The organism is Pseudomonas sp. Xaverov 83, assembly GCF_019352905.1.
In the GTDB taxonomy this organism is placed as follows: domain Bacteria; phylum Pseudomonadota; class Gammaproteobacteria; order Pseudomonadales; family Pseudomonadaceae; genus Aquipseudomonas; species Aquipseudomonas yamanorum.
On the sequence record NZ_JAAAFU010000058.1, the window covers coordinates 17,822 to 39,613 of the forward strand.

General features: G+C 60.7%; 17 protein-coding genes and 3 pseudogenes. 17 read left to right on the forward strand and 3 right to left on the reverse strand.

The genetic code is table 11. The features are described 5' to 3' along the window. Nucleotides 1-726 precede the first annotated feature (726 nt). The 15 genes and pseudogenes from K0H47_RS18975 to K0H47_RS19040 all read left to right on the forward strand — a co-directional run bounded on the left by K0H47_RS18975 (nucleotide 727) and on the right by K0H47_RS19040 (nucleotide 16,253). The gene (locus K0H47_RS18975) at nucleotides 727-1,140 is read left to right on the forward strand and encodes an NADH-quinone oxidoreductase subunit A (protein WP_003219575.1); all 414 of its coding nucleotides are present in this window, start codon (nucleotides 727-729) and stop codon (nucleotides 1,138-1,140) included. Nucleotides 1,141-1,150: 10 nt separating this feature from the next. Next, complete coding sequence (locus K0H47_RS18980) at nucleotides 1,151-1,825, forward strand: NADH-quinone oxidoreductase subunit B family protein (RefSeq protein WP_003219572.1); 675 nt, start codon at nucleotides 1,151-1,153, stop codon at nucleotides 1,823-1,825. Between the two features lie 72 nt (nucleotides 1,826-1,897). Then, nucleotides 1,898-3,682, forward strand: a complete 1,785-nt coding sequence (nuoC, locus tag K0H47_RS18985) for an NADH-quinone oxidoreductase subunit C/D (RefSeq protein ID WP_003219570.1) — start codon at nucleotides 1,898-1,900, stop codon at nucleotides 3,680-3,682. Nucleotides 3,683-3,684: 2 nt separating this feature from the next. Beyond that, a complete protein-coding gene (nuoE, locus tag K0H47_RS18990; RefSeq protein WP_219273410.1) occupies nucleotides 3,685-4,182 on the forward strand; it encodes an NADH-quinone oxidoreductase subunit NuoE in 498 nt (165 codons plus the stop codon). Continuing rightward, nucleotides 4,179-5,534, forward strand: a complete 1,356-nt coding sequence (gene nuoF, locus K0H47_RS18995) for an NADH-quinone oxidoreductase subunit NuoF (protein WP_093198717.1) — start codon at nucleotides 4,179-4,181, stop codon at nucleotides 5,532-5,534. Before nuoE ends, nuoF begins: the two co-directional genes overlap by 4 nt. A gap of 135 nt (nucleotides 5,535-5,669) precedes the next feature. Further along, nucleotides 5,670-8,384, forward strand: a complete 2,715-nt coding sequence (gene nuoG, locus K0H47_RS19000) for an NADH-quinone oxidoreductase subunit NuoG (protein WP_177070318.1) — start codon at nucleotides 5,670-5,672, stop codon at nucleotides 8,382-8,384. After that, nucleotides 8,381-9,388 carry an NADH-quinone oxidoreductase subunit NuoH gene (gene nuoH / locus K0H47_RS19005; protein ID WP_003219563.1) on the forward strand — a complete coding sequence of 336 codons (1,008 nt, stop codon included), beginning with the start codon at nucleotides 8,381-8,383 and terminating at the stop codon, nucleotides 9,386-9,388. The genes nuoG and nuoH overlap by 4 nt, the downstream gene beginning before the upstream one ends. Nucleotides 9,389-9,399: 11 nt before the next feature. Then, nucleotides 9,400-9,948, forward strand: a complete 549-nt coding sequence (nuoI, locus tag K0H47_RS19010) for an NADH-quinone oxidoreductase subunit NuoI (RefSeq protein WP_003174725.1) — start codon at nucleotides 9,400-9,402, stop codon at nucleotides 9,946-9,948. A 9-nt stretch (nucleotides 9,949-9,957) separates the two neighbouring features. Beyond that, complete coding sequence (gene nuoJ / locus K0H47_RS19015; protein WP_017476146.1) at nucleotides 9,958-10,461, forward strand: NADH-quinone oxidoreductase subunit J; 504 nt, start codon at nucleotides 9,958-9,960, stop codon at nucleotides 10,459-10,461. A gap of 2 nt (nucleotides 10,462-10,463) precedes the next feature. Further along, nucleotides 10,464-10,772 carry an NADH-quinone oxidoreductase subunit NuoK gene (nuoK, locus tag K0H47_RS19020; protein WP_003219560.1) on the forward strand — a complete coding sequence of 103 codons (309 nt, stop codon included), beginning with the start codon at nucleotides 10,464-10,466 and terminating at the stop codon, nucleotides 10,770-10,772. After that, a complete protein-coding gene (gene nuoL, locus K0H47_RS19025; protein WP_003219559.1) occupies nucleotides 10,769-12,622 on the forward strand; it encodes an NADH-quinone oxidoreductase subunit L in 1,854 nt (617 codons plus the stop codon). The genes nuoK and nuoL overlap by 4 nt, the downstream gene beginning before the upstream one ends. Before the next feature lie 49 nt (nucleotides 12,623-12,671). After that, nucleotides 12,672-14,204 (forward strand): NADH-quinone oxidoreductase subunit M, encoded by a 1,533-nt coding sequence (nuoM, locus tag K0H47_RS19030; RefSeq protein WP_017476147.1) that lies wholly within the window; start codon nucleotides 12,672-12,674, stop codon nucleotides 14,202-14,204. A 7-nt stretch (nucleotides 14,205-14,211) separates the two neighbouring features. Continuing rightward, nucleotides 14,212-15,675, forward strand: a complete 1,464-nt coding sequence (gene nuoN / locus K0H47_RS19035; RefSeq protein WP_017476148.1) for an NADH-quinone oxidoreductase subunit NuoN — start codon at nucleotides 14,212-14,214, stop codon at nucleotides 15,673-15,675. Between the two features lie 80 nt (nucleotides 15,676-15,755). Next, a pseudogene (locus tag K0H47_RS31430) lies at nucleotides 15,756-15,833 on the forward strand (outer membrane lipoprotein carrier protein LolA); the annotation flags it as partial. Nucleotides 15,834-15,938: 105 nt separating this feature from the next. Beyond that, the gene (locus K0H47_RS19040; protein ID WP_017476150.1) at nucleotides 15,939-16,253 is read left to right on the forward strand and encodes a DNA-binding transcriptional regulator; all 315 of its coding nucleotides are present in this window, start codon (nucleotides 15,939-15,941) and stop codon (nucleotides 16,251-16,253) included. 59 nt (nucleotides 16,254-16,312) lie between these two features. Here K0H47_RS19040 and K0H47_RS31435 read toward each other — a convergent pair whose 3' ends face one another. From K0H47_RS31435 to K0H47_RS19050, 3 genes and pseudogenes are all read right to left on the reverse strand, one after another. After that, nucleotides 16,313-17,134: a methyl-accepting chemotaxis protein gene (locus K0H47_RS31435; RefSeq protein WP_374106764.1), complete on the reverse strand. Its 822-nt coding sequence runs from the start codon at nucleotides 17,132-17,134 to the stop codon at nucleotides 16,313-16,315. 36 nt (nucleotides 17,135-17,170) lie between these two features. Next, nucleotides 17,171-17,992: pseudogene (locus K0H47_RS31440) on the reverse strand (cache domain-containing protein); the annotation flags it as partial. Nucleotides 17,993-18,062: 70 nt separating this feature from the next. Beyond that, nucleotides 18,063-19,382, reverse strand: coding sequence for a Na+/H+ antiporter family protein (locus K0H47_RS19050; RefSeq protein WP_167410187.1), 1,320 nt, complete (start codon nucleotides 19,380-19,382; stop codon nucleotides 18,063-18,065). A 1,390-nt stretch (nucleotides 19,383-20,772) separates the two neighbouring features. On the opposite strand from K0H47_RS19050, the pseudogene K0H47_RS31445 reads away from it, so the two are divergent. Both K0H47_RS31445 and K0H47_RS31450 read left to right on the forward strand, forming a co-directional pair. Beyond that, nucleotides 20,773-20,919, forward strand: a pseudogene (locus K0H47_RS31445) (HAMP domain-containing protein); the annotation flags it as partial. 102 nt (nucleotides 20,920-21,021) lie between these two features. Beyond that, the gene (locus tag K0H47_RS31450; RefSeq protein ID WP_373568913.1) at nucleotides 21,022-21,777 is read left to right on the forward strand and encodes a methyl-accepting chemotaxis protein; all 756 of its coding nucleotides are present in this window, start codon (nucleotides 21,022-21,024) and stop codon (nucleotides 21,775-21,777) included. Nucleotides 21,778-21,792 lie beyond the last annotated feature (15 nt).

The following is a 21,792-nucleotide window of genomic DNA, read 5'->3' on the forward strand; positions in this document are numbered from 1 at the left end:
TTAGAAGCAAAATCAAAAGCTAAAGCGGGCACGGTCAAATGTGGGAGCTGGCTTGCCTGCAATAGCATCAACTGGGTGTACCTGATCCACCGAGTTGTCTGCATCGCAGGCAAGCCAGCTCCCACAGAAAAGCAGAGCCACCCCGCCCGTAGCAGCTGTCGAGCCTAGGCGAGGCACCGAGTGGTGGGGCAAAGACCTTTTGGTTAATTTTGGCTGGGCCGGCATTCCGGGCGTTTGCCAAAAGTGACCCGCTCCGTTACCGCAGCAACGGATATGTATACAGCCCCCTACGCCCCCCCCCTCACCACCAAATTTCGACCAAAACATTGATCCAGAGCGGTATCCCCACCCGCAAAGTCAGTTAAAAGATCCGCTTTACCAACTAACACCACCCACACAAGTAACAGCAACTTCCTCCGCTAAACCCCGAACAGCTGTTTAAAACCCACGCAAACAATATTCATTATCATTTAGAGCATGAAAACTTCTTTACAGCTTAAACAAAACATAATTGGTGAAATGCCCGCTAATGCCCGCCCCACAAGGGCTACAGCCCCAAGAAGGTGCACTATGTCCTTATTCCATCGAATAATTTCGCTATAGGAATTTTACTTGCCCGGTGTTTAGCCATAAAATCACCGCGATTGATTGCGCTGCGACATATCGTCACTGCATCGTTACTTTTTCGAGCTCAGAGACCTTTGCTCTCTGTTAAGGATTTCCAGCATGACCGAAGCGACAGGACTCATGGCCCACAACTGGGGCTTTGCCATTTTCCTCCTCGGTGTTGTCGGCCTCTGCGCCTTCATGCTCGGTGTCTCCAGCCTCCTCGGGTCAAAAGCCTGGGGCCGCAGCAAAAATGAACCGTTCGAGTCCGGCATGCTGCCTACAGGTGGCGCCCGCTTGCGGCTCTCAGCCAAATTCTATCTGGTCGCGATGCTCTTCGTGATCTTCGATATCGAAGCCCTTTTTCTCTTTGCCTGGTCTGTGTCCGTCCGCGAAAGCGGCTGGACCGGATTCGTCGAAGCCCTCGTTTTCATAGCAATTCTGTTGGCAGGCCTTGTCTACCTATTCCGAGTGGGCGCCCTTGACTGGGCTCCGGAAGCTCGTCGTAAGCGGCAAGCGAAGCTGAAACAATGAGGCTTTGGCGATGCAATACAATCTCACCAGGATCGACCCGGATGCTCCTAACGAGCAGTACCCCATCGGCGAACGGGAAACCGTTTCCGATCCGTTAGAAGACCAAGTCCACAAAAACATCTACATGGGCAAGCTGGAAGACGTGCTGAGTGGCGCGGTCAACTGGGGACGTAAGAACTCCCTGTGGCCGTACAACTTCGGTCTGTCCTGCTGCTACGTGGAAATGACCACCGCCTTCACGGCGCCCCACGACATCGCGCGCTTTGGCGCCGAAGTTATCCGGGCATCGCCGCGTCAGGCGGATTTCATGGTTATCGCCGGTACCTGCTTTATCAAGATGGCGCCGATCATTCAGCGTCTCTACGAGCAAATGCTCGAGCCAAAGTGGGTTATCTCCATGGGTTCGTGCGCCAACTCCGGTGGCATGTACGACATCTACTCCGTAGTTCAGGGGGTGGACAAGTTCCTGCCCGTGGACGTCTACGTGCCTGGCTGCCCGCCCCGCCCTGAAGCATTTCTGCAAGGCTTGATGCTGTTGCAGGAATCGATTGGCAAGGAGCGTCGCCCACTTTCCTGGGTTGTCGGAGATCAAGGCGTATACCGCGCCGAGATGCCGTCACAAAAGGAACAGCGCCGCGAACAGCGTATTCAGGTAACCAACCTGCGCAGCCCCGACGAAGTCTGATCCAGAACCGCTTCTTTTATAGAACGAAAACCTGGCTTCATTCTTTACGTTGACCGAAAGCGATAAAAAACCATGACTACAGGCAGTGCTCTGTACATCCCGCCTTATAAGGCAGACGACCAGGATGTGGTCGTCGAACTCAATAACCGTTTTGGCCCTGACGCCTTCACCGCCCAGGCCACACGCACCGGTATGCCGGTGCTGTGGGTGGCGCGTGCCAGGCTCGTCGAAGTCCTGAGCTTCCTGCGCAACCTGCCCAAGCCGTACGTCATGCTCTATGACCTGCATGGCGTGGACGAGCGCCTGCGCACCAAGCGCCAGGGACTGCCGAGCGGCGCCGATTTCACCGTGTTCTACCACCTGATGTCGCTGGAACGTAACAGCGACGTGATGATCAAGGTGGCCCTCTCCGAGAGCGACCTGAGCGTCCCGACCGTGACCGGTATCTGGCCCAACGCCAACTGGTACGAGCGTGAAGTGTGGGACATGTTCGGCATCGACTTCCCGGGCCACCCGCACCTGTCGCGCATCATGATGCCGCCGACCTGGGAAGGTCACCCGCTGCGCAAGGACTTCCCTGCCCGCGCCACCGAATTCGATCCCTTCAGCCTGACCCTCGCCAAGCAGCAGCTTGAAGAAGAGGCTGCACGCTTCCGTCCGGAAGACTGGGGCATGAAGCGCTCCGGCACCAACGAAGACTACATGTTCCTCAACCTGGGCCCGAACCACCCTTCGGCTCACGGTGCCTTCCGCATCATCCTGCAACTGGACGGCGAAGAAATCGTCGACTGCGTGCCGGACATCGGCTACCACCACCGTGGTGCCGAGAAAATGGCCGAGCGTCAGTCGTGGCACAGCTTCATCCCGTACACCGACCGTATCGACTACCTCGGCGGCGTGATGAACAACCTGCCGTACGTGCTCTCGGTCGAGAAGCTGGCCGGCATCAAGGTGCCGGACAAGGTCGACACCATCCGCATCATGATGGCCGAGTTCTTCCGGATCACCAGCCACCTGCTGTTCCTGGGTACCTATATCCAGGACGTCGGCGCCATGACCCCGGTGTTCTTCACCTTCACCGACCGTCAGCGCGCCTACAAGGTCATCGAAGCCATCACCGGCTTCCGCCTGCACCCGGCCTGGTACCGCATCGGCGGTGTCGCACACGACCTGCCACGTGGCTGGGAACGTCTGGTCAAGGAATTCATCGACTGGATGCCCAAGCGCCTGGACGAGTACCAGAAAGCCGCCCTGGACAACAGCATCCTCAAGGGCCGGACCATCGGCGTCGCCCAGTACAACACCAAAGAGGCCCTGGAATGGGGCGTCACCGGTGCTGGCCTGCGTTCCACCGGTTGCGATTTCGACCTGCGCAAGGCGCGCCCGTACTCCGGCTACCAGAACTTCGAATTCGAAGTCCCGCTGGCGGCCAACGGCGATGCCTACGACCGCTGCATCGTGCGCGTCGAAGAAATGCGCCAGAGCCTGAAGATCATCGAACAGTGCATGCGCAACATGCCGGAAGGCCCGTACAAGGCGGATCACCCGCTGACCACGCCGCCGCCGAAAGAGCGCACGCTGCAACACATCGAAACCCTGATCACGCACTTCCTGCAAGTTTCGTGGGGCCCGGTGATGCCGGCCAACGAGTCCTTCCAGATGATCGAAGCGACCAAGGGTATCAACAGTTATTACCTGACGAGCGATGGCGGCACCATGAGCTACCGCACCCGGATTCGTACGCCAAGCTTCCCGCACCTGCAGCAGATCCCTTCGGTGATCAAAGGTGAAATGGTCGCGGACTTGATTGCGTACCTGGGTAGTATCGATTTCGTTATGGCCGACGTGGACCGCTAAGCATGAATAGCACGCTTATCCAGACAGACCGTTTCACCTTGAGTGAAACCGAGCGCTCGGCCATCGAGCACGAGCTGCATCACTACGAAGACCCGCGCGCGGCGTCGATCGAAGCCTTGAAGATCGTCCAGAAGGAACGTGGCTGGGTGCCCGACGGCGCCCTCTACGCCATCGGCGAGATCCTCGGCATCCCCGCCAGCGACGTTGAAGGCGTGGCGACGTTCTACAGCCAGATCTTCCGCCAGCCGGTTGGCCGCCACATCATTCGCGTGTGCGACAGCATGGTCTGCTACATCGGTGGCCACGAGTCCGTGGTCAGCGAAATCCAGGGCAAGCTGGGCATCGGCCTGGGCCAAACCACTCCGGACGGCCGCTTCACGCTGCTGCCGGTGTGCTGCCTGGGCAACTGTGACAAGGCGCCGGCGTTGATGATCGACGACGACACATTCGGTGACGTGCAGCCTGCTGGCGTCACCCAATTGCTCGAGGGCTACCCATGACCCTGACTTCCTTCGGTCCTGCCAACCGCATCAAGCGCACGGCTGAGACTCACCCGCTGACCTGGCGCCTGCGTGACGACGGCGAAGCCGTTTGGCTCGACGAGTACCAGGCCAAGAACGGTTACGCGGCCGCGCGCAAAGCCTTTGCCGACATGGCCCAGGACGACATCGTCCAGACCGTGAAAGACGCAGGCCTTAAGGGCCGCGGCGGTGCAGGCTTCCCCACCGGGGTCAAGTGGGGCCTGATGCCGAAAGACGAATCCATCAACATCCGCTACCTGCTGTGCAACGCGGATGAAATGGAGCCGAACACCTGGAAAGACCGCATGCTGATGGAGCAACTGCCCCATCTGCTGATCGAAGGCATGCTGATCAGTGCTCGCGCACTGAAAACCTACCGTGGCTACATCTTCCTGCGTGGCGAGTACACCACCGCCGCCAAGCACCTCACCCGTGCCGTGGAAGAAGCCAAGGCAGCCGGCCTGCTGGGTAAAAACATCCTCGGTTCGGGTTTCGACTTCGAACTGTTCGTGCACACCGGCGCCGGGCGTTACATCTGCGGTGAAGAAACCGCACTGATCAACTCCCTCGAAGGCCGCCGCGCCAACCCGCGTTCCAAGCCGCCCTTCCCTGCCGCCGTGGGCGTGTGGGGCAAGCCGACTTGCGTGAACAACGTTGAAACCCTGTGCAATGTGCCGGCAATCATCGGCGACGGCGTGGAGTGGTACAAGTCGTTGGCCCGCGCAGGCAGCGAAGACATGGGCACCAAGCTCATGGGCTTCTCCGGCAAGGTCAAGAACCCGGGCCTGTGGGAACTGCCTTTCGGCGTGACCGCACGGGAGCTGTTCGAGGACTACGCCGGCGGCATGCGCGACGGCTATACCCTCAAGGCCTGGCAGCCAGGCGGCGCCGGTACCGGCTTCCTGTTGCCTGAGCACCTGGACGCACAAATGTACGCCGGCGGCATCGGCAAGGTGGGCACCCGTATGGGTACAGGCCTGGCCATGGCCGTAGACAACACCGTGAACATGGTGTCGTTGCTGCGCAACATGGAGCAGTTCTTCTCCCGTGAATCCTGTGGCTTCTGCACCCCGTGCCGCGATGGTTTGCCATGGAGCGTCAAGCTGCTGATGGCCCTGGAAAACGGCGAAGGCCGCGAGGGTGACATTGAGACCCTGCTGGGTCTGGTCGGTTTCCTCGGCCCAGGCAAGACCTTCTGTGCTCACGCACCGGGCGCCGTGGAGCCATTGGGCAGCGCGATCAAATACTTCCGCTCGGAGTTCGAAGCCGGCATCGCGCCTACCAGCGCCGCCGTCCCGCCTCTGGCAAGGCCGATTGTTGTCGGCGCGTAACGCTTAACAAGGCGAAGGGTCCGTGCCCTTCGCCTTCTCATGTGCTGACGCCTTCAAGGCTGTGTTGATGCACATGAATAACAAGATTCCATTAGCCACGCCCGCTGACACCGGGCCAACGAAGAACTTTGAACCATGGCCACTATCCACGTAGACGGCAAAGAGCTCGAAGTCGATGGGGCAGACAACCTGTTACAGGCGTGTCTGTCGCTAGGCCTCGACATTCCATATTTCTGCTGGCACCCCGCCCTTGGCAGCGTTGGCGCTTGCCGCCAGTGCGCGGTCAAGCAGTACACCGACGAGAACGACACCCGTGGTCGTATCGTGATGTCCTGCATGACCCCTGCCACCGACGGCAGCTGGATCTCCATCGAAGACGAAGAAGCGAAAGTGTTTCGCGCCAGCGTCGTCGAATGGCTGATGACCAACCACCCGCACGACTGCCCTGTGTGTGAGGAAGGCGGCCACTGCCACCTGCAAGACATGACCGTGATGACCGGCCACAACGAGCGCCGGTATCGCTTCACCAAGCGCACCCACCAGAACCAGCAACTGGGCCCGTTCATTTCCCACGAGATGAACCGCTGCATCGCTTGCTACCGCTGCGTGCGCTTCTATAAGGACTACGCTGGCGGTACCGACCTCGGTGTGTTCGGCGCCCACGACAACGTGTACTTCGGTCGCGTTGAAGACGGCACCCTGGAAAGCGAGTTCTCCGGCAACCTCACCGAGGTCTGCCCGACCGGTGTGTTCACCGACAAGACTCACTCCGAGCGCTACAACCGTAAGTGGGACATGCAGTTCTCGCCGAGCATCTGCCATGGCTGCTCCAGCGGTTGCAACATCTCCCCGGGCGAGCGCTACGGCGAACTGCGTCGGATCGAAAACCGCTTCAACGGTTCGGTCAACCAGTACTTCCTGTGCGACCGTGGCCGTTTCGGCTATGGCTACGTCAACCGCGAAGACCGCCCACGTCAGCCACTGCTGGCCGACGGCGCCAAGCTGAGCCTCGACGAAGCATTGGATAAAGCCGCTGACCTGCTGCGCGGTCGCAACATCGTCGGTATCGGTTCGCCCCGCGCCAGCCTCGAAAGCAACTATGCGTTGCGCGAGCTGGTAGGCGCCGAACACTTCTACTCGGGTATCGAAGCCGGTGAGCTGGAGCGTATCCGCCTGGTGCTGCAAGTTCTGAACGACAGCCCGCTGCCGGTTCCGAACATGCGCGACATCGAAGACCACGATGCGATCTTCGTCCTCGGTGAAGACCTGACCCAAACCGCTGCACGCGTGGCCCTGTCCCTGCGCCAGTCGGTAAAAGGCAAGGCCGAAGACATGGCCGACGCCATGCGCGTCCAGCCTTGGCTCGACGCTGCGGTGAAAAACATCGGCCAGCACGCGCTGAACCCGCTGTTTATCGCCAGCCTGGCTGAGACCAAGCTCGACGACATCGCTGAAGAATGCGTACACGCCGCGCCTGACGACCTGGCCCGCATCGGTTTCGCCGTGGCCCACGCCCTCGACGCCAGCGCGCCGGCCGTTGAAGGCCTGGACGCTGAAGCCGTTGAACTGGCCAAGCGTATTGCTGACGCCCTGCTGGCCGCCAAGCGTCCATTGATCATTGCCGGTACCTCGCTGGGTTCCAAGGCGCTGATCGAAGCCGCTGCCAACATTGCCAAAGCCTTGAAGCTGCGCGAGAAGAACGGGTCCATCAGCCTGATCGTGCCAGAGGCTAACAGCCTTGGCCTGGCCATGCTCGGTGGCGAGTCCCTGGACGCCGCCCTGCAAGCGGTGACCGACGGCAGCGCCGATGCGATCGTGGTACTGGAAAACGACCTGTACACCCGTACTGATTCGGCCAAGGTCGACGCAGCGCTGAACGCGGCCAAAGTGGTGATCGTTGCCGACCACCAGAAAACCGCCACCAGCGACCGCGCCCACCTGGTACTGCCCGCCGCCAGCTTTGCTGAAGGCGACGGTACCCTGGTCAGCCAGGAAGGCCGCGCCCAGCGCTTCTTCCAGGTGTTCGATCCGAAGTACATGGACGCCAGCATCCTGGTTCACGAAGGCTGGCGCTGGCTGCATGCCCTGCGCGCTACCCTGCTGAACCAGCCGATCGACTGGACCCAGCTCGACCACGTGACTGCCGCCACAGCCGCAGCCGCACCGCAACTGGCACGCATCGTCGACGCTGCACCGTCTGCCTCGTTCCGTATCAAGGGCATGAAACTGGCCCGTGAACCGCTGCGTTATTCCGGCCGTACCGCCATGCGTGCTGACATCAGCGTGCATGAGCCACGTACGCCACAAGACAACGACACCGCGTTCGCCTTCTCCATGGAAGGTTACTCGGGTTCGGTCGAGCCACGTCAGCAGGTGCCTTTTGCCTGGTCGCCGGGCTGGAACTCGCCGCAAGCCTGGAACAAGTTCCAGGACGAAGTCGGTGGTCACATCCGTGCTGGCGACCCGGGCACCCGCCTGATCGAAAGCACCGGTGACTCGCTGAACTGGTTCGCCAGCGTTCCGCGTCCGTTCAATCCGGCCCAGGGCACCTGGCAGGTTGTGCCGTTCTTCCACCTGTTCGGCAGCGAAGAAACCTCTTCCAAAGCCGCGCCGGTACAAGAGCGCATCCCACAAGCCTACGTGTCTGTTGCCAAGTCCGAAGCCGACCGCCTGGGCGTCAACGACGGTGCCCTGCTCAGTTTGAACGTTGCTGGCAAGACCCTGCGTCTGCCACTGCGCATCAACGAAGAGTTGGGTGCTGGCCTGGTTGCATTGCCAAAAGGCCTCGCGGGGATTCCTCCGGCGATCTTCGGCCTCACCGTTGACGGTCTGCAGGAGGCAGCTCAATGACCTGGTTCACCCCTGAAGTGATCGACGTGATCATCGCGGTGGTCAAGGCCATCGTGATCCTGTTGGCCGTGGTCGTGGCGGGCGCCTTGCTCAGCTTCGTCGAACGTCGCCTGCTGGGCTGGTGGCAGGACCGTTACGGTCCGAACCGCGTTGGCCCGTTTGGTATGTTCCAGATCGCCGCCGACATGCTGAAAATGTTCTTCAAGGAAGACTGGACCCCGCCGTTTGCCGACAAGGTGATCTTCACCCTGGCACCGGTCGTGGCCATGAGCGCCTTGCTGATTGCCTTCGCAATCATCCCGATCACCCCGACCTGGGGCGTGGCGGACCTGAACATCGGCTTGCTGTTCTTCTTCGCCATGGCCGGCTTGTCGGTCTACGCGGTGCTGTTCGCCGGTTGGTCGAGCAACAACAAGTTCGCCCTCCTGGGCAGCTTGCGGGCTTCGGCCCAGACCGTGTCCTACGAAGTGTTCATGGGCCTCGCGCTGATGGGCATCGTGGTGCAGGTGGGCTCGTTCAACATGCGCGACATCGTCGAGTACCAGGCGCAGAACCTGTGGTTCATCATTCCGCAGTTCTTTGGCTTCTGCACCTTCTTCATCGCTGGCGTCGCCGTGACTCACCGTCACCCGTTCGACCAGCCGGAAGCGGAACAGGAACTGGCCGACGGTTACCACATTGAATACGCCGGCATGAAATGGGGCATGTTCTTCGTAGGTGAGTACATCGGCATCATCTTGATCTCGGCCCTGCTGGTCACGCTGTTCTTCGGTGGCTGGCACGGTCCGTTCGGCATCCTGCCGCAGCTGGCGTTCTTCTGGTTCTTCCTGAAGACCGCGTTCTTCATCATGTTGTTCATCCTGCTGCGCGCTTCCATCCCGCGTCCACGGTATGACCAGGTGATGGATTTCAGCTGGCGATTCTGCCTGCCGCTGACCCTGATCAATTTGCTGGTGACTGCTGCCGTTGTGTTGTTGAACACGCCAGCGGGCGCGGTTCAGTGAGGATTTGACCCATGTTCAAATATATTGGCGACATCGTTAAGGGTACCGGTACCCAGTTGCGAAGCCTGGTGATGGTGTTCGGTCACGGCTTTCGCAAACGCGACACCCTGCAATACCCGGAAGAGGCGGTGTACCTGCCGCCGCGTTATCGCGGCCGCATTGTCCTGACCCGCGACCCCGACGGCGAAGAGCGCTGCGTGGCCTGCAACCTGTGCGCCGTGGCGTGCCCGGTAGGTTGCATCTCGCTGCAGAAAGCTGAAACCGAAGACGGTCGCTGGTACCCGGACTTCTTCCGCATCAACTTCTCGCGCTGCATTTTCTGCGGCCTCTGCGAGGAAGCTTGCCCGACCACCGCGATCCAGCTGACACCGGATTTCGAGATGGCCGAGTTCAAACGTCAGGACCTGGTGTACGAGAAAGAAGATCTGCTGATCTCTGGTCCCGGTAAAAACCCTGATTACAACTTCTATCGTGTTGCAGGTATGGCCGTTGCCGGTAAGCCGAAAGGCGCCGCACAAAACGAAGCCGAGCCGATCAACGTGAAGAGCTTGCTGCCTTAAGGAAGAAAGATGGAATTCGCTTTCTATTTCGCATCGGGTATTGCAGTGGTGTCCACGCTTCGCGTGATCACCAACACTAACCCCGTGCACGCCCTGCTCTACCTGATCATTTCGCTGATCGCCGTGGCCATGACCTTCTTCAGCCTCGGCGCACCGTTCGCCGGTGTGCTGGAAGTGATCGCCTACGCCGGCGCCATCATGGTGCTGTTCGTGTTTGTGGTGATGATGCTCAACCTGGGGCCGGCCTCGGTCGCCCAGGAACGCGTCTGGCTCAAGCCCGGCATCTGGCTCGGCCCGGTGATCCTGGCAGCCCTGCTGCTGGCTGAACTGCTGTATGTGCTGTTCGCTCACCAGAGCGGCCAGGCCATCGGCCACACCACCGTAGACGCGAAAGCCGTGGGCATCAGCCTGTTCGGCCCGTACCTGCTGGTGGTCGAACTGGCTTCGATGCTGCTGCTCGCTGCAGCCATCACCGCCTTCCACTTGGGCCGCAACGAAGCCAAGGAGCAATGACGATGCCTGCTATCCCTTTGGAGCATGGTCTGGCGGTCGCCGGCATCCTGTTCTGCCTTGGCCTGGTCGGCCTGATGGTCCGCCGCAACATTCTGTTCGTGTTGATGAGCCTGGAAATCATGATGAACGCCGCGGCACTCGCGTTCATCGTGGCCGGTAGCCGTTGGGGCCAGCCGGATGGACAAGTGATGTTCATCCTGGTGATCAGCCTGGCAGCCGCCGAGGCCAGTATTGGCCTGGCGATCCTGCTGCAACTGTATCGTCGCTTCCACACGCTTGATATCGACGCTGCCAGTGAGATGCGCGGATGAACATGATCTTTCTGACTTTCGTATTTCCCCTGATTGGTTTCCTGCTGCTGTCGTTCTCCCGTGGACGCTGGTCGGAAAACCTCTCGGCCTTGGTGGGCGTGGGTTCCATCGGCCTGTCGGCGATTGTCGCCGCCTACGTCATCTGGCAATTCAACGTTGCGCCGCCTGAAGGCGGTCACTACACCCTGGTGCTGTGGCAGTGGATGTCGGTGGAGGGCTTCAAGCCCAACTTCGCCCTCTACGTCGACGGCCTGTCGATCACCATGCTTGGCGTGGTGGTGGGTGTGGGCTTCCTGATCCACCTGTTCGCGTCGTGGTACATGCGCGGTGAAGCCGGTTACTCGCGCTTCTTCGCCTACACCAACCTGTTTATCGCGAGCATGCTGTTCCTGGTGCTGGGCGATAACCTGTTGTTCCTGTACTTCGGCTGGGAAGGCGTGGGCCTGTGCTCGTACCTGTTGATCGGTTTCTACTACAGCAACCGCAACAACGGTAACGCCGCACTCAAAGCCTTTATCGTGACCCGGATCGGCGACGTGTTCATGGCCATCGGCCTGTTCATCCTTTTCCAACAGGTGGGCACGCTGAACATCCAGGAACTGCTGGTGCTGGCACCGCAGAAATTCCAGGTTGGCGACTTCTGGATCACCCTGGCAACCCTGATGCTGCTGGGCGGCGCTGTCGGTAAATCCGCGCAACTGCCGTTGCAAACCTGGTTGGCGGATGCGATGGCCGGTCCTACCCCGGTTTCGGCACTGATCCACGCCGCAACCATGGTGACCGCCGGTGTCTACCTGATTGCCCGTACCCACGGCCTGTTCACCCTGGCGCCAGAGATTCTGCATCTGGTGGGCCTGGTAGGTGGCGTGACCCTGGTACTTGCAGGTTTTGCTGCCCTGGTCCAGACCGACATCAAGCGTATCCTCGCCTACTCGACCATGAGCCAGATCGGCTACATGTTCCTGGCCCTGGGCGTCGGTGCCTGGGACGGCGCGATCTTCCACCTGATGACCCACGCCTTCTTCAAGGCCCTGCTGTTCCTTGCTTCCGGTGCGGTGATCGTTGCCTGCCACCACGAGCAGAACATCTTCAAGATGGGTGGCCTGTGGAAGAAACTGCCGTTGGCCTACGCCAGCTTCATCGTCGGCGGTGCGGCCTTGTCGGCCCTGCCACTGGTGACCGCAGGTTTCTACTCGAAAGACGAAATCCTCTGGGAAGCCTTTGCCAGCGGTAACCATGGCCTGCTGTACGCCGGCCTGGTGGGTGCATTCATGACCTCGCTGTACACCTTCCGCCTGATCTTCATCACCTTCCACGGTGAAGCCAAGACTGAAGCCCATGCAGGCCACGGCATTTCCCACTGGTTGCCACTGTCGGTGCTGATCATCCTGTCGACCTTCGTCGGCGCCATGATCACCCCGCCTCTGGCCGGTGTTCTGCCGGAAAGTGCCGGTCATGCCGGTGGTGCAGCCAAGCACAGCCTGGAAATCGCCTCGGGTGCCATCGCCATCGCCGGTATCCTGTTGGCCGCCCTGCTGTTCCTCGGCAAGCGCCGCTTCGTCACCGCCATCGCCAACAGTGGCATTGGCCGCTTCCTTTCGGCCTGGTGGTTCGCTGCCTGGGGCTTCGACTGGATCTACGACAAACTGTTCGTCAAGCCTTACCTTGCGATCAGCCACGTTCTGCGCAAAGACCCGCTCGACCAGACCATCGGTTTGATCCCGCGCGCCGCCAAGGCCGGTCACACCGCCCTGAGCCGCAGCGAGACTGGCCAATTGCGCTGGTATGCAGCTTCCATGGCGGCCGGTGCCGTCCTGGTGATCGGCGCCATCATCGTGGTCGCGGTCTGACTATGCACATTGCGAACTTTGCGAACTTGCGAAAGGAAACGAGCCCGTCATGATTCTGCCCTGGCTAATCCTGATCCCTTTTATCGGCGGCCTGCTCTGCTGGATGGGTGAACGCTTCGGCGCCACCCTCCCCCGCTGGATTGCGTTGCTGACCATGTCCCTGGAACTTGCTCTCGGCCTCTGGCTGTGGGCCCATGGTGACTATTCATTTGCTCCGGCACCGGGTGTCGATCCAACCTTCGCGCTTGAATTCAAGCACGTGTGGATCCAGCGCTTCGGCATCAACGTGCACCTGGCCCTCGACGGCCTGTCACTGTTGATGATCCTGCTGACCGGCCTGCTGGGTATCCTTTCGGTACTCTGCTCCTGGAAAGAGATCCAGCGTCACGTGGGCTTCTTCCACCTGAACCTGATGTGGATCCTGGGCGGTGTTGTCGGCGTGTTCCTCGCCCTCGACCTGTTCATGTTCTTCTTCTTCTGGGAAATGATGCTGGTGCCGATGTACTTCCTCATCGCGCTCTGGGGTCACAGTTCTTCGGACGGCAAGAAAACCCGGATCTACGCGGCGACCAAGTTCTTCATCTTCACCCAGGCTTCCGGCCTGATCATGTTGGTGGCGATCCTGGGTCTGGTACTGGTCAACTTCAACAGCACGGGCGTGATCACGTTCAACTACGCCGACCTGTTGAAAACCAAGATGTCCCTGACCACCGAGTACATCCTGATGCTGGGCTTCTTCATCGCGTTCGCGGTGAAGCTGCCGGTGGTGCCGTTCCACTCCTGGTTGCCTGATGCTCACGCCCAGGCGCCGACCGCAGGTTCTGTGGACCTGGCCGGTATCCTGTTGAAGACGGCGGCCTACGGCCTGCTGCGTTTCGCCCTGCCGCTGTTCCCGAATGCCTCGGCCGAGTTTGCGCCGATCGCCATGACCCTCGGTCTGATCGGGATCTTCTACGGTGCGTTCCTGGCCTTCGCCCAAACCGACATCAAGCGTCTGATTGCCTTCTCGTCCGTTTCCCACATGGGCTTCGTACTGATCGGCATCTACTCCGGCAGCCAACTGGCGCTGCAAGGTGCGGTGATCCAGATGCTGGCGCACGGTGTGTCGGCAGCGGCACTGTTTATCCTCAGTGGTCAGTTGTACGAGCGCCTGCACACCCGGGACATGCGTGAGATGGGTGGCGTGTGGTCGCGTATCGCCTACCTGCCGGCCATCAGCCTGTTCTTCGCCGCCGCGTCCCTGGGCTTGCCGGGTACCGGTAACTTCATCGGCGAGTTCCTGATCCTGATGGGTGCCTTCGTGCATACACCTTGGATCAGCGCAATCGCTACCTCCGGCCTGGTGTTCGGTTCGGTCTACTCGCTGATCATGATCCACCGCGCGTACTTCGGTCCGGCCAAGTCCGACACCGTGCTGCACGGCATGGACGGTCGCGAACTGATCATGGTGCTCGGCCTTGCGGTACTGCTGGTGTTCATCGGCGTGTACCCGCAACCGTTCCTGGATACCTCTGCCGCAACGATGCATGGCGTGCAGCAATGGTTCAGCACCGCCTTCACTCAACTCGCTTCGGCCCGGTAAGAGCGCTATGGAATTCACGATCCAACACTTTATCGCGCTTGCGCCGCTGCTGATTTCCAGTCTCACCGTTGTGGTGGTGATGCTGGCGATCGCATGGCGCCGCAACCACTCACAGACCTTCCTGATTTCCGTGGCAGGTTTGAACCTGGCCTTGCTGTCGATTATCCCGGCACTCAAGGTCGCACCGCTGGCGGTCACGCCGCTGTTGATGGTCGATGACTTCGCGCTGCTGTATATCGCGTTGATCCTCGTGGCCACCCTGGCCTGCGTCACCCTCGCCCACGCCTACCTCGGCGAAGGCGGCACGGGTTACCCGGGCAACCGCGAAGAGCTGTACCTGCTGATCCTGCTGGCTGCGACCGGCGGTATCGTGCTGGTCAGCGCGCAGCATCTGGCCGGCTTGTTCATCGGCCTGGAACTGCTGTCGATTCCGGTCTACGGCCTGGTGGCGTATGCCTTCTTCAACAAGCGTTCCCTGGAAGCCGGCATCAAGTACATGGTGCTGTCGGCCGCCGGTTCCGCGTTCCTGTTGTTCGGTATGGCCCTGCTCTACGCAGAAGCCGGCAGCCTGAGCTTCAGCGGTATCGGTCACGCCCTGGCAGCCTCCGGCAGCCCTGCGCCCATCGCCCAACTGGGCCTGGCCATGATGCTGATCGGCCTGGCGTTCAAACTGTCGCTGGTGCCATTCCACCTGTGGACCCCGGACGTGTACGAAGGCGCCCCGGCGCCGGTGGCTGCGTTCCTGGCTACTGCGTCGAAAGTCGCCGTGTTTGCGGTGATGGTGCGTCTGTTCCAGATCTCCCCTGCGGCCAACACCGGTGTACTCAGCAACGTGCTGACCATCATCGCCATCGCCTCGATCCTGTTCGGTAACCTGCTGGCGCTGACCCAGAACAACCTCAAGCGTCTGCTGGGTTATTCGTCCATCGCGCACTTCGGTTACCTGCTGATCGCCCTGGTGGCGAGCAAGGGCCTGGCGATGGAAGCCATCGGCGTGTACCTGGTCACCTACGTGATCACCAGCCTCGGTGCCTTCGGTGTGATCACCCTGATGTCCTCGCCTTACAAAGGCCGTGACGCAGACGCCCTGTACGAATACCGCGGCCTGTTCTGGCGCCGTCCGTACCTGACTGCCGTACTGACCGTGATGATGCTGTCCCTGGCCGGTATCCCGCTGACCGCTGGCTTCATCGGCAAGTTCTACATCGTGGCGACCGGTGTTGAAGCCCACGAATGGTGGTTGGTAGCCTCCCTGGTACTGGGCAGTGCCATCGGCGTTTTCTACTACCTGCGCGTGATGGTGACCTTGTACCTGATCGAGCCAAACCTGCGCCGTGTGGACGCCGAGTTGCACTGGGAACAGAAAGCAGGCGGCGTGATGCTGCTGGCAATCGCCCTGCTGGCGTTCTTCCTGGGTGTGTACCCACAACCGTTGCTCACCTTGGTGCAGCATGCGGTGATGGCGGGTTGATCGCTTAGTTAGATGCAGTAAACAAAACGGCGCCTTCGGGCGCCGTTTTGCTTTCCACTGTAGGAGCAAGCTTGCTCGCGATGGTCGTTAACGATGACGCGGGGTATCTGAAACAACGCAGCGCTTTTCAGTTTTTCGCGAGCAAGCTCGCTCCTACAGAAACGGCGGAGTTGTCTGACCCCACACACAATCTCTACTGATATCGCCCTCTCAAGCGCCACCGTAGAGTTGCCGGCCTATACGCAATCTACGTAGGCATACCCATGAAACGTGACATCTTTTCCGAACTGGTCGAAGGCCTCGACGCGCTGGCAGATGAACGAGAAGGCAAGGTAACGCTGCGCAGCCACAAGGTGCAGTTGAGCAAGCTGGCACCGCTCACTGCCGACGAAGTAGTCGCTGTGCGTCAACAACTCAATCTGTCGCGCTCGGTGTTTGCGATGTACCTGCGCACCAACACCCGGACCCTGGAAAATTGGGAGCAAGGCCGGGCCACACCCAATGCTCAAGCGGCGACCTTAATTCGGCTGGTGGCGAAGTTTCCGGAGACGGTGGAACGTTTGGCGCTGTTGACCTGATCGATCAATCTAGCCGGCCCCATCGGCAACAGGACGTTGCCGATGGCTCAAGCCTGCAATCAAATCCTGAACTGCCCCACCAACTGCCCCAACCGCTGCCCCAGGTCCGCCAGGCTGCGGGAGGTCTGGGCACCCTGTTGGGTTTCATCGGCCACGCTGTCCACCGCCACCGCGATCTGATGCACGCTGCGGTTGATCTCTTCGGCCACGGCGGTTTGTTCTTCCGCCGCGCTGGCGATCTGCGCGTTCATTGAGTTGATGGTGCCAATCAGTTGCGACATGGTGTCCAGGGACGCACCGGCTTCGTTAGCCTTGGCCGAAGTCCCGTCGCCGGCGTCGCTGGAGCGGCGCATGGATTCCACGGCGGCTTCGGTGCCTTTTTGCAGGCGGTCGATCATGCCCTGGATTTCCTGGGTGCTCTGCTGGGTGCGGCTGGCCAGCGCCCGAACTTCGTCGGCGACCACGGCAAACCCACGGCCGGCCTCCCCTGCCCGCGCGGCTTCAATCGCGGCGTTGAGGGCAAGCAAGTTGGTCTGCTCGGCAATCGAGCGGATCACCCCCAGCACACTGACAATCGAGGAAACGTCCTGCTGCAAGCTGTCCAGAGATACGCCGCTGGTGCGGATGTCGTTCACCAGCGCGTGAATCTGCGCGATGCTGCCATCCACGACTTTTTTCGCGGCCTGGCCTTCGGCGTCAGTCTGCTGCGCCGCAACCGCCGCGCCTTGGGCACTGCGGGCTACTTCATGGGCCGCGGAGGACATTTCGTTGATCGCAGTAGCCACCTGGTCCGTCTCGTGACGCTGGCGTTCCATGGCTTTTTCCGAGCGATTGGCTTGCTCGGCGACCTGGCTCACCAGGCCGGTAAGCTGGGAAGTCATTTCAGTGATCTGGCGCACCAAGCCGTGGATCTTGTCGACAAAGCGGTTGAACGAACCGGCCAGTTCCCCCAGTTCGTCCTGGCTGGTGATGGCCAGGCGGCGGGTCAGGTCACCCTCACCGGCCGCGATGTCGTCGAGGTTGATCTTCATCAAGTGCAGCGGTCGCAGGATGGTATTGGCCACCAGCATGCCCACGGCGGCGATCACCAACAGCACTACCACGGCAATCCCGATAATACTCAGCACCACGCCTTCCATGCGCTTCTCGACCTTGGCCTGAACCTCGGCAACTTGTGCATCGATACCGTCCAGGTTCACCGACGTACCGATCACCATGTCCCACTTGGGCAGGTATTCGGTGTAGCCGAGCTTGGGCACCAGTTCGGTCTGGCCGGGCTGCGTCGAGCTGTATTGCAGATAGTGGGTGCCGTCCTTGCCGACTTTCACCAGGTCACGGTTGACGTAGACGCCATTCGGGTCGCGGTTGTCCTTGAAGCTTTTGCCGACGCCGTCCGGGCTGTTGCCCTTGAACAGGCGAATGGTCTCGGAGTCGTAGCCGAAGAAATAACCGTCCTTGCCGTAGCTGGTGTTGGACAGCAGCTTGACCACCTGTGCCCGCGCCGCCGTGTCGCCCTGGGCGGCAGCGTCGTACAGCGGCTTGATGGTGGTCATGGCCACCTCGACGTAACCGCGCAAGGTGGTCTTGGCGTCGTTGAGCAGGTTCTGACGGGTTTCTTCAACCTCGTTACGAGCCTGCTCCCGGAGGATCCAGACCGTGGTCAGGCTGATGATCACGGCAAACAACAACACGGGCAGGACAGCAAGGGACAGTACTTTGGCCTTTAGACTCAGACGCATGGCTCTTCTCTCTTAAGGGACAACTTAAGAGGTTAACGGCTAGTTACAATAAATCTGTAGGACAATCCCGTCAGAGCGTCATCGCGGCAAACCAGCCAAACGCCAGCAGCGGAATGTTGTAGTGCAGGAAGGTCGGCACCACGGTGTCCCAGATATGGTGATGCTGGCCGTCGATGTTCAAACCCGAAGTCGGGCCCAGGGTGGAGTCCGACGCCGGTGAGCCGGCATCACCCAATGCCCCGGCCGTGCCGACGATGCACACGATGGCCAGCGGGCTGAAGCCCAACTGCACGCACAACGGCACAAAGATCGCTGCGAGGATCGGCACCGTGGAAAACGACGAGCCGATACCCATGGTCACCAGCAACCCCACCAGCAGCATCAGCAGCGCGCCCACACCACGGCTATGGCCGATGAAAGCCGCGGAGGCTTGCACGAGTGTCTGTACTTCACCGGTGGCCTTGAGCACTTCGGCAAAGCCGGACGAGGCGATCATGATGAAGCCGATCATCGCCATCATCTTCATGCCTTCGGTGAACAGGTCATCCGTATCGCGCCAGCGCACAATCCCCGACACCGAAAAGATCAGGAACCCGGCCAGGGCGCCGATGATCATCGAGTCCAGCCACAGTTGGATAATGAACGCCGCCGCAATCGCCAGGCCGGCCACCAGCAGGGTCAGCGGGTTGTACTGCACCGCCACCTGCTCGACCCGCTCGATTTTCTCCAGGTCGTACACACGCTTTTTGCGGTAGCTGATAAACACCGCCACCAGCAGGCCGACCACCATGCCCAGCGCCGGGAGGCCCATGGCGTGGGTGACGTTGACGTGGCTGATGTCGACGCCGCTCTTGGCCACGTTGGCCAGCAGGATCTGATTCAGGAAGATATTGCCGAAGCCCACCGGCAGAAACATGTAGGGCGTGATCAGGCCGAAGGTCATGACGCAGGCGATCAGCCGACGGTCCAGCTGCAGCTTGGTCAGCACGTATAAAAGCGGCGGTACCAGCAGCGGGATAAACGCGATGTGGATCGGCAGGATGTTCTGTGAGGCGATGGCCACCACCCAGAGCAGGCCGATCAACAACCATTTGACGTGACTGCCGCCCGTGGCTTCCTGGCGATCCACCAGCAGCAGGGCTTTGTCCGCCAGCGCATGGGCCAGGCCGGATTTGGCAATCGCCACGGCGAACGCGCCAAGCAACGCGTAGGACAACGCCACCGTCGCACCGCCACCCAGCCCGCTGTTGAACGCCTTGAGCGTTGCATCGATGCCCAGGCCGCCGGTCAGGCCACCCACCAGGGCGCCGACAATGATCGCGATCACCACATGCACGCGGGACAGGCTGAGCACCAGCATCGTGCCGACCGCGGCGATTACTGCATTAATCATCGTTACCTCAAGACAGAAAAACTAAAAAAAGCACGCACCTGCCCGGGCTGCTGTCGGGAACGGCTGCCGCAAACCAGGTTTTAAAGGAGTTTTATTAGAGGGCGCGCACTTTGCAGCAGGTGGGCGGGCATGTCAAAGAACGGCGTCGCAAACGAGTTTAAATTGATCGTTTGAATAAAGAAAAATCCTGTGCTGCCGATACAGGCAGATCGTCTCTGTCGTATCGAAAGTTAAGGAAGGCTCCATGTCGCTCAGACAGCTGTCCATTCAATGGAAAATTACCCTGCTGGCCGGTCTTTGCCTGCTGGGCATCGTGACCTTGCTGGTAGGTCTCTCGCTGTACCGCATGGCGCAGAGCTCCGAACTGGTCAAGGCTTCCAGTATGGAAATGCTCGACGAAGCCGCCCAGGCCCGCATTGAAGCCCAGGGTGAAGTGCAGGCATTGGGCATTCGCCAGCAGTTCATGGACGCCTATCAATACGGCCACGGTTTTTCCCGGCAGGTGCTGTTCCTGCGCGAACAGGCCGAGAAACGCTTCCTGGATGCCTTCGACCTGCGCGAAGACCTCACCCGCCAGGTCAAGGCCGCACTGCAGGCCAATCCGGAACTGCTGGGCCTGTCCTTGGTGTTCGAGGCCAACGCACTGGATGGCAAGGACGAGTTGTTCGCCAACCAGCAAGAGCTGGGCAGCAACGATAAAGGCCGTTTTGCGCTGTACTGGTCCCAGCCGACTGCGGGCAAACTGACTTCAATGTCGCTGCCCGAAAGCGACATGTCCGACACCAGCGTCGGACCCAGCGGCGAAAAAGCCAACGCCTGGTTCACGTGCCCGCGTACCACCCTCAAGCCGTGCGTGATCGAACCCTACTTCTACGTGATCGACGGACAAAAGGTGCTGATGACCAGCATCGTCTTCCCGCTGATGGTCAACGGCAAAGTCATCGCCTCGCTGTCGGTGGACATCAACCTCAACAGCCTGCAAGCCGTCAGCCAGGGCGCCAGCCAGAAACTCTATGACGGCCAGACCAGCGTCAGCATCATCAGCCCGGTGGGCCTGCTGGCCGGCTACAGCCCGGACGCCGGCAAACTCGCCCAGCGCCTGGACGCCGTCGACACGGCCAACGGCGCGCAGCTGGTCAGTTCGCTTTCCACCAGCACCCAGACCCGCAGCGTGCGCACCGACCATCAACTCAAGGTGCTCGCGCCGTTCCAGCCGATCCCCGATGGCAAACCGTGGGGCGTTCTGCTGGATGTACCGGAAAAAGTCCTGGTCGCCCCGGCTGAGACCCTCAAGTCCAAACTGGATGCCGACAATGCCAAAGGCACCCTGCTGGAACTGAGCCTGGGCCTGCTGGCAGCAATCGTCGGCCTGTTGCTGGTGTGGCTGATGGCCCGCAGCGTAACCCGGCCGATCCTCGGCGTGGCGCGCATGCTGGAAGACATTGCCAGTGGCGAAGGCGATCTGACCCGGCGCCTGGCCTACAACAAGCACGATGAACTCGGCGAGTTGGCTGGCTGGTTCAACCGCTTCCTCGACAAGCTGCAGCCGATCATTGCCCAGGTCAAACGCTCGGTGCAGGACGCCCGTGGCACCGCCGACCAGTCGGCGGCGATTGCCACTGAAACCAGTGCCGGCATGGAGCAGCAATACCGCCAGGTCGACCAGGTGGCCACCGCCTCCCATGAAATGAGCGCCACCGCCCAGGACGTTGCCCGCAGCGCAGCGCAAGCCGCCCAGGCCGCCCGCGATGCCGACCAGGCCACCCGTGAAGGCTTGACCGTGATCGACCGCACCACCACCAGCATCGGCCACTTGGCGGCGGACATGAGCACCGCGATGACCCAGGTTGAAGGGCTGGCCGCCAACAGCGAGAAGATCGGCTCGGTATTGGAAGTGATTCGTGCAATCGCCGAGCAAACCAACCTGCTGGCACTGAACGCCGCCATCGAAGCAGCCCGTGCGGGTGAAGCCGGTCGCGGTTTTGCGGTGGTCGCCGATGAAGTGCGCAACCTGGCGCGACGTACCCAGGAGTCGGTTGAAGAAACCCGCCTGGTGATCGAGCAACTGCAAAGCGGTACCCAGGAAGTGGTCGGTTCCATGAGCAACAGCCATCGCCAGGCCCAGGGCAGCGTCGAACAGGTGGGCCAGGCCGTGACCGCCTTGCGCCAGATCGGCGATGCGGTGACGGTGATCAGCGACATGAACCTGCAGATCGCCAGCGCCGCCGAAGAGCAAAGCGCGGTGGCCGAGGAGATCAACAACAACGTAGCGACGATTCGCGATGTGACGGAGTCGTTGTCCGAGCAGGCGAATGAGTCGGCGCGGGTCAGCCAGGCGTTGAACAGCTTGGCGAATCAACAGCAGAGCCTGATGGACCAGTTCAGGGTTTGATGACACGCCGGTGGT

Excerpts from the sequence above, each read along its gene's own strand:
- nuoM (WP_017476147.1), top strand. The coding sequence starts at position 12,672 with ATGATTCTGCCCTGGCTAATCCTGATCCCTTTTATCGGCGGCCTGCTC.
- nuoH (WP_003219563.1), top strand. The coding sequence starts at position 8,381 with ATGACCTGGTTCACCCCTGAAGTGATCGACGTGATCATCGCGGTGGTC.
- nuoN (WP_017476148.1), top strand. The coding sequence starts at position 14,212 with ATGGAATTCACGATCCAACACTTTATCGCGCTTGCGCCGCTGCTGATT.
- nuoI (WP_003174725.1), top strand. The coding sequence starts at position 9,400 with ATGTTCAAATATATTGGCGACATCGTTAAGGGTACCGGTACCCAGTTG.
- K0H47_RS31450 (WP_373568913.1), top strand. The coding sequence starts at position 21,022 with ATGGAGCAGCAATACCGCCAGGTCGACCAGGTGGCCACCGCCTCCCAT.
- nuoC (WP_003219570.1), top strand. The coding sequence starts at position 1,898 with ATGACTACAGGCAGTGCTCTGTACATCCCGCCTTATAAGGCAGACGAC.
- K0H47_RS31435 (WP_374106764.1), bottom strand. The coding sequence starts at position 17,134 with ATGACTTCCCAGCTTACCGGCCTGGTGAGCCAGGTCGCCGAGCAAGCC.
- nuoL (WP_003219559.1), top strand. The coding sequence starts at position 10,769 with ATGAACATGATCTTTCTGACTTTCGTATTTCCCCTGATTGGTTTCCTG.
- nuoK (WP_003219560.1), top strand. The coding sequence starts at position 10,464 with ATGCCTGCTATCCCTTTGGAGCATGGTCTGGCGGTCGCCGGCATCCTG.
- K0H47_RS18975 (WP_003219575.1), top strand. The coding sequence starts at position 727 with ATGACCGAAGCGACAGGACTCATGGCCCACAACTGGGGCTTTGCCATT.
- nuoG (WP_177070318.1), top strand. The coding sequence starts at position 5,670 with ATGGCCACTATCCACGTAGACGGCAAAGAGCTCGAAGTCGATGGGGCA.
- nuoJ (WP_017476146.1), top strand. The coding sequence starts at position 9,958 with ATGGAATTCGCTTTCTATTTCGCATCGGGTATTGCAGTGGTGTCCACG.
- K0H47_RS19040 (WP_017476150.1), top strand. The coding sequence starts at position 15,939 with ATGAAACGTGACATCTTTTCCGAACTGGTCGAAGGCCTCGACGCGCTG.
- nuoF (WP_093198717.1), top strand. The coding sequence starts at position 4,179 with ATGACCCTGACTTCCTTCGGTCCTGCCAACCGCATCAAGCGCACGGCT.
- nuoE (WP_219273410.1), top strand. The coding sequence starts at position 3,685 with ATGAATAGCACGCTTATCCAGACAGACCGTTTCACCTTGAGTGAAACC.
- K0H47_RS18980 (WP_003219572.1), top strand. The coding sequence starts at position 1,151 with ATGCAATACAATCTCACCAGGATCGACCCGGATGCTCCTAACGAGCAG.